This is a genomic window from Mangrovibacterium sp. (genome assembly GCF_059905295.1).
Genome location: NZ_JBZQJF010000253.1, coordinates 1 through 5,941 on the forward strand (window position 1 = coordinate 1; position 5,941 = coordinate 5,941).

Below are 5,941 nucleotides of genomic sequence, written 5' to 3' on the forward strand. Positions count from 1 at the left end.
AAATAAAAGAGGCCATGATTTTTAGTCGTGGCCTCTGCGTTTGGTAATGCCTTGTTGTAAATTGTTATTGGGTAAGCATTTTTGTTCGCCTCGTTGTTGGGATTACAGGCGCATTGTTATTGAGGTATTTCTATAGTTGAGTCTTTATTAAAATTTCAGAAACCCGTCATTGCAGGTTGCGCTGGTTAATCGACCTTAATCTTTTGGGTCAACTGGTTATCGGCCGACGAGCTGTTTACCTGCAAGATAAATTCACCGGGTTCAACAACCCATTTCTGAGCGTCTTCGGAGTAAAAGGCAAAGCTACTTACCGGCACAGTTATCGATACTTCTTTTGCTTCGCCGGCTTGCAACATCACTTTTTGGAAGCCTTTTAACTCTTTCGTGGGACGCATGACCGAGCATTTCGGATCGGAAACATACAGTTGGGCAACTTCGGCACCAGCTATCTTACCCGTGTTTTTCAGGCTGAATTTAACAGTGACCTGGTCGTCGGCAGTGTAGTCTTTTTTGTCGGTTGTCAGGTTGCTGTATTCAAAGTTGGTGTACGAGAGTCCGTATCCGAAAGGGAAGAGCGGTTTAATCTTTTTCGTATCGAACCAGCGGTAGCCCACCAAAATTCCTTCTTTATAGTACTCGTCGATGCTGTCGCCCGGATAGGAAAGCTCACCAAACGAGTGGGCTGCATTATCTTCCAGTTTTACGGGGAAGCTGAATGGCAGTTTACCCGATGGATTTACGTCGCCGCTGAGGATATCCGCCAGGGCATAACCGGCATCACTACCCAGGTACCAGGCCTGAACGAGTGCTTTAATGTTATTCAACCAAGGCATAGCTACGGCGTTTCCACTAACCAGGATGACGGCCGTATTGGGGTTAGCACTGATGATGTCTTTCAGCAAAGCATCCTGGTTATAGGGCAAATTGTACGATAAGCGGTCGCCTCCTTCACAATCCTGGTGATGGTTTTTATTCAGCCCGCCAACAAACAAAACGATGTCGGCTTTTTTAGCCGTTTCAATGGCTGCTTGTTTCAGGCTGTCCTGATCTTCCTTGGGCGGAATCACACGTCCGTAAGCAGAAGGACCGGATGAATAGCCCATGCTGTGAAGGATTGTAGCGTTGGCGAAGCGCTTTTGAATTCCGGTGAGTGGCGAAATTTCATATTGAGCTTTTAATTCCGAAGAACCACCGCCGATGGTCATCATCTTGGTGGCATTTTCGCCAATCACTGCAATTGTTTTGGTCGTTGCCGGATCGATGGGGAAGAAGTTGTCCTCATTTTTCAGCAATACGATTCCTTCGGTAGCAACTTTGCGGGCTACCTCGTGGTGTTCTTTGTTATTCTTGCATCCGAAGCCGCGAGCGGTATTCATATTGGTGCGCAACATGAGACGCAAAATGCGACGCACTTTGTCGTTAACAACCGATTCGTCAATCTCGCCGCTCTTCAGTTTGTCGTAAAAGGCGTCGGCCAGGTAATAATCGTTGTAGGCAAAGTCCTTCGAGGCTGTTAGACCGTTTGTCCAGCTTCCCATCTCAATATCCAAGCCGTTTAGAGCTGCTTCGTCGGTGTTGTGTGCACTTCCCCAGTCGCTGACAACCACTCCGTCGAATCCCCATTCGCCTTTCAGGATATCATTCATCAACACTTTGTTTGTGGTGGCATGCTGGCCGTTGTATTTGTTGTAAGCACCCATTAGTGACCATGCTCCTCCTTCGGTAACGGCAGCTTTAAAAGCAGGAAGGTAAATTTCGCGCAGTGCACGGTCGTCAACATGCACGTTGATATGCCCGCGCCATTCTTCCTGGTTGTTCAGAGCGTAATGTTTGACACAGGCCGAAACGCCATTTGACTGTACTCCCTGGATGTAGGGAACGACCATTTTGGAAGAGAGGTAAGGATCTTCACCCATGTATTCGAAATTACGGCCATTAAGTGGGCTGCGGTAAATATTCACACCGGGGCCTAAAAGAATATCTTTTTTACGGTAGCGCGCTTCTTCGCCCACAGCTACGCCGTATTCATGGGCTACTTCGGGGTCGAAACTTGCGGCGAGGCAGGTCAATGCCGGAAAGGCTGTGATGGAGTCGTTTGTCCAGCCGGCATAGCCCCAGTTGTCCCAGTTGATTTCGGCACGTACACCGTGTGGCCCATCCGACATCCATATTTCGGGGATGCCCAGCCGAGGAACTCCCGGTGAGCTAAATTTGGATTGCGCGTGACACATGTCCACTTTTTCCTTTAGGCTTAGTTGAGGAAGTATTTCGTCAATTTTTTTGTCAATCTCTTCATTGCTTAGTTGTACCTGGGCAAACAAAAGCTGAGCAAGCGCAACCAATAAAAGAGTAAAGAAGCTTCTTTTCATGAGTTTGATTATTTCGGTTAATTCATTTTAAGATTTAGTTGTTGGGTTTTTGGCCATGAAATTACAAGCTGAGTGCAATTCGACTGTTAAATTATGAAAGTCTTGTAGCACCACAAGTTTAAAGTGTTTCAAAGGTGTTCGCTTTTACAAAATTGACCCCAAAAGGAAACATTTTAGACATGGCGGGGGTGTGTTAACAGCACCTCTTGGCAGGTGAGATGCTGTTGAACGTCGAAAAAAATTCCATGAAACTGTAATGGAAACTTATTTTGGTTGACTGATGGTACATTCAAAAAAGCACAAGCGTAATCTGGATTGATTTTAAGTTACAGTTTTAACCGCTTCCAGAAACTTTAGGTTAAGGCAATATTAGTATCTTGTGCTTTTGCAAGAGGGGAATTTCAAACCAATAATGAATATGAAGGATATGAAGAGACTGGCGTTAATGCTGGTTAGTGTTTTAATTGTTGCGTCAACAGCCTGGGGGCAGAGCGATACTACGAAGATTGAAAAAGGTTATCAGTTTACGACTGTTAAAGACCTTCCTTATACGCCGGTGAAAGATCAAAACAGATCCGGTACATGTTGGGCGTTTTCTACCATTGCATTTTTAGAATCTGAAATGTTGCGCGAAGGAAAACCGGTTACGGATTTGTCGGAAATGTATATTGTTTGGCATACTTATTACCAAAAAGCCATTAAATATGTGCGCATGCACGGCAACATCAATTTTGCTGCAGGTGGTGCTTTTCATGATGTAACCTCCATGATTAAGCAGTATGGAATCGTTCCGGAGTCGGCTTACGACGGCTTAAACTACGGCGAAGAAAAGCATGTGCATACCGAATTTGATAAGATGCTGCTGGACCAGGTAAAAGCCGTGGTAGAGAATGGCAACAAGAAGTTAAGCACAGCCTGGATTGAAAGTATCAAAGGAACTTTAAATTCTTACCTGGGTGATTTGCCCGAAAGCTTTAAATACGACGGGAAGACCTATACACCTGAAACTTTTGCAACGAATTACGTGGGCCTGAATATGGACGACTATGTGGAGTTGACGTCTTTCACGCATCATCCGTTTTACAGCAAATTTATCATTGAAATTCCTGACAACTGGATGTGGGGCGAAGTGTACAACTTACCGCTGGATGAGTTGATGTCGGTTATTGATAATTCGATCGAAAGTGGCTACACCGTTGCCTGGGGAGCCGACGTGAGTGAGAAAGGCTTCAGTACCTCACGCCAGGGGGTGGCTGTAGTGCCGGAGGTTGATAAAGAGGACATGTCGAATGCCGAAATCGCCAAGTGGGAGAAAATGTCGGATAAAGAGAAAGATGCAGCACTTTATAAATTGAATAAGCCGGGTAAGGAAAAAGAGATTACCCAGGTGATGCGTCAGGTTGGTTTTGATAACTACCAAACTACCGACGACCATGGTATGCTGATCGTGGGTACCGCCAAAGATCAGGATGGTCATGATTACTACAAGGTGAAAAATTCGTGGGGTGATTACAATAAATACGATGGTTTCTTTTATGCTTCGAAGCCTTATGTGGAGTATAAAACGATTAGCATCATGGTGAATAAAAATGCCATCCCGAAAGATATCAGAGAGAAATTGGGATTATAAGTTAAGATATTGAACAAGAGGAGAGCTGCCAGTGTATGGTAGCTCTTTTTTTGTCAGTGACCAAGGGTGAATGAGAGCTCCGTTAGATGTCTGGAGGAAATGTCCAGTCAATTTCGGGAGCGTTAGAGAAGACCTAACTGTTTTTCACTTTTCGGTAAACGTTCATCATATTTTGCGCAATAACATCACTTGTGAATTGTGTTACATGCAGTTTGTTCTTTTGGTTGACTGTTTCGTAGTAGTCGGAATCGTCGATCAATTTTTCAATCTGGTAAGCCATCTCTGATGCATCAGTTGGATTAATGTAGATGGCTGCATCGCCGCCGGCATCTTTGAAACATTGCTTGGCTGTAGTAATGGCTGGTGTGCCGGATTCAATGGATTCCAAAACAGGGATTCCGAACCCTTCGAAATGACTGGGGTACACAGAAGCGAAGGCTAATTGGTATAATACAGGTAAATCTTCGTTGGTGACATGGTGTAGAAAGAGCACTTTGTCGGTTAACTTATTTTGTTGGATGTAGTCCGTCAGCTTTGCTTTGTAATGATTGTCCCGTCCAATTATAACCAAAGGAATCGGGGACTTTAGTTGCTTGAGGGCTTTGATGGAAGTCAGGTGGTTTTTCCGGGGCTCAATGGTTCCAACCTGAATTAAAAAGGTCTCAGGTAGATTATATTTCTTTCGAATCATTTCCTTCTTATCCGGGGATGCCGGAATGCTGAAAAGGGGGTTGCAGCCTTGTTTGACAATGTCGATTTTTGATTCTTCAATCTTCCAAAATTCCATCAAGTCTGACTTAGTCTGTTCGCCAATCGCAATTATTCTGTCGGCATCGCGACAAGCATGGGAATATTTTTTAGTATAAAGCATAACATCAATTGGCTTATACCATTCCGGATGACGAACAAAAATTAAATCATGGATTGTTACAATTGTCTTGATTCCGGCAGACTTCGTTCCGTATGGAAGCTCGTTGCTTAACCCATGGTAGATGTCGGGCTGAATTTTCCGTATATCCTTTACAATCCCCCTTGTTCTCCATAGGGGGTGGAGTTTCTTATATAATTTACCAGGGGTGATTATTTCAACATTGTCCTTTTGGACCTGGGGAAATTGAATTTGTGCTTTCTTCGGATTAAACAAGGAATAGTGGTTTTCCGGGAACTGATCAATTAAGGCAGATAACAGATTTCTTGAATAGTTTCCTAAGCCGGCACGGTTGTGGAAAAGTCGCTTGGCATCGTAAGCTAAGTGCATATTTTCTGATTTTATAGTAGCAAAAATAGGAAAATCATTCAGATTGGATTGGGATGTGAACGAAAGAATCCGGTAGACCCTTGAATTGGAATCGCTTGGTAATTTTGTTGAAGCAAACGAATGTGAAGCAAGATTCCAATCGCACTCCGTGGCAAAGTCTGGTCGATTATTTCGATTTGGCTCCATTATCCAATCATTGCTAATACTTTTGATCTCAAAATTTTCGAGGGTACCACTTCTTAACCGGAACGTAATCAGCTTAACCATTATTTATAGCGGATTTAAAATTTGATTATCCGCCCTGTAATCCTGACGGGCTATTTTGCAATTGGGTCTGATTCTGGCTTTTTCACATTGGACCTGAATCTCAAAAACCATCAAAATCTATCGGGATGATTACTCTGAAAAATAAATTTGCCTTACTTCAAAATAACGGTTTTCGTTGGTACCTGCTCGTTTATTCCCTTTTCTTATTGCTGGGCTTAGTTATCCTGTTAACCACAAATTATGGCGATGTCGTTTTGTTTGTCAACCGCTTTTCGCGGATGGAATGGGATCGTACGGCCGACTGGATTACCCGAATTGGCTTGGGGAGTACCATGGTTATTGCGGCATTGGGATTTGCCTTGTACAAGCTTCGTTACTCCTTAATGATGTTGTTTAATCTGGCGCTTGTGGGGATCG

The 5,941-nt window shown here is 43.9% G+C and carries 4 protein-coding genes; 2 read left to right on the plus strand and 2 right to left on the minus strand.

The features are described from left to right. Positions 1-185: 185 nt before the first annotated feature. Positions 186-2,369: a glycoside hydrolase family 3 C-terminal domain-containing protein gene (locus AC37HE_RS13150; RefSeq protein ID WP_500783308.1), complete on the minus strand. Its 2,184-nt coding sequence runs from the start codon at positions 2,367-2,369 to the stop codon at positions 186-188. A 427-nt stretch (positions 2,370-2,796) separates the two neighbouring features. Here AC37HE_RS13150 and AC37HE_RS13155 point away from each other — a divergent pair, with 427 nt between their 5' ends. Then, a complete protein-coding gene (locus tag AC37HE_RS13155; protein WP_500783309.1) occupies positions 2,797-3,999 on the plus strand; it encodes a C1 family peptidase in 1,203 nt (400 codons plus the stop codon). 133 nt (positions 4,000-4,132) lie between these two features. On the opposite strand, the gene AC37HE_RS13160 is transcribed toward AC37HE_RS13155, so the two are convergent. Continuing rightward, positions 4,133-5,257: a glycosyltransferase family 4 protein gene (locus AC37HE_RS13160; protein WP_500783310.1), complete on the minus strand. Its 1,125-nt coding sequence runs from the start codon at positions 5,255-5,257 to the stop codon at positions 4,133-4,135. A 392-nt stretch (positions 5,258-5,649) separates the two neighbouring features. On the opposite strand from AC37HE_RS13160, the gene AC37HE_RS13165 reads away from it, so the two are divergent. Next, positions 5,650-5,941, plus strand: a 292-nt coding sequence (locus tag AC37HE_RS13165; protein ID WP_500783311.1) for a hypothetical protein, incomplete at its 3' end; no start/stop codon positions are given.

Excerpts from the sequence above, each read along its gene's own strand:
- AC37HE_RS13150 (WP_500783308.1), bottom strand. The coding sequence starts at position 2,369 with ATGAAAAGAAGCTTCTTTACTCTTTTATTGGTTGCGCTTGCTCAGCTT.
- AC37HE_RS13155 (WP_500783309.1), top strand. The coding sequence starts at position 2,797 with ATGAAGAGACTGGCGTTAATGCTGGTTAGTGTTTTAATTGTTGCGTCA.
- AC37HE_RS13160 (WP_500783310.1), bottom strand. The coding sequence starts at position 5,257 with ATGCACTTAGCTTACGATGCCAAGCGACTTTTCCACAACCGTGCCGGC.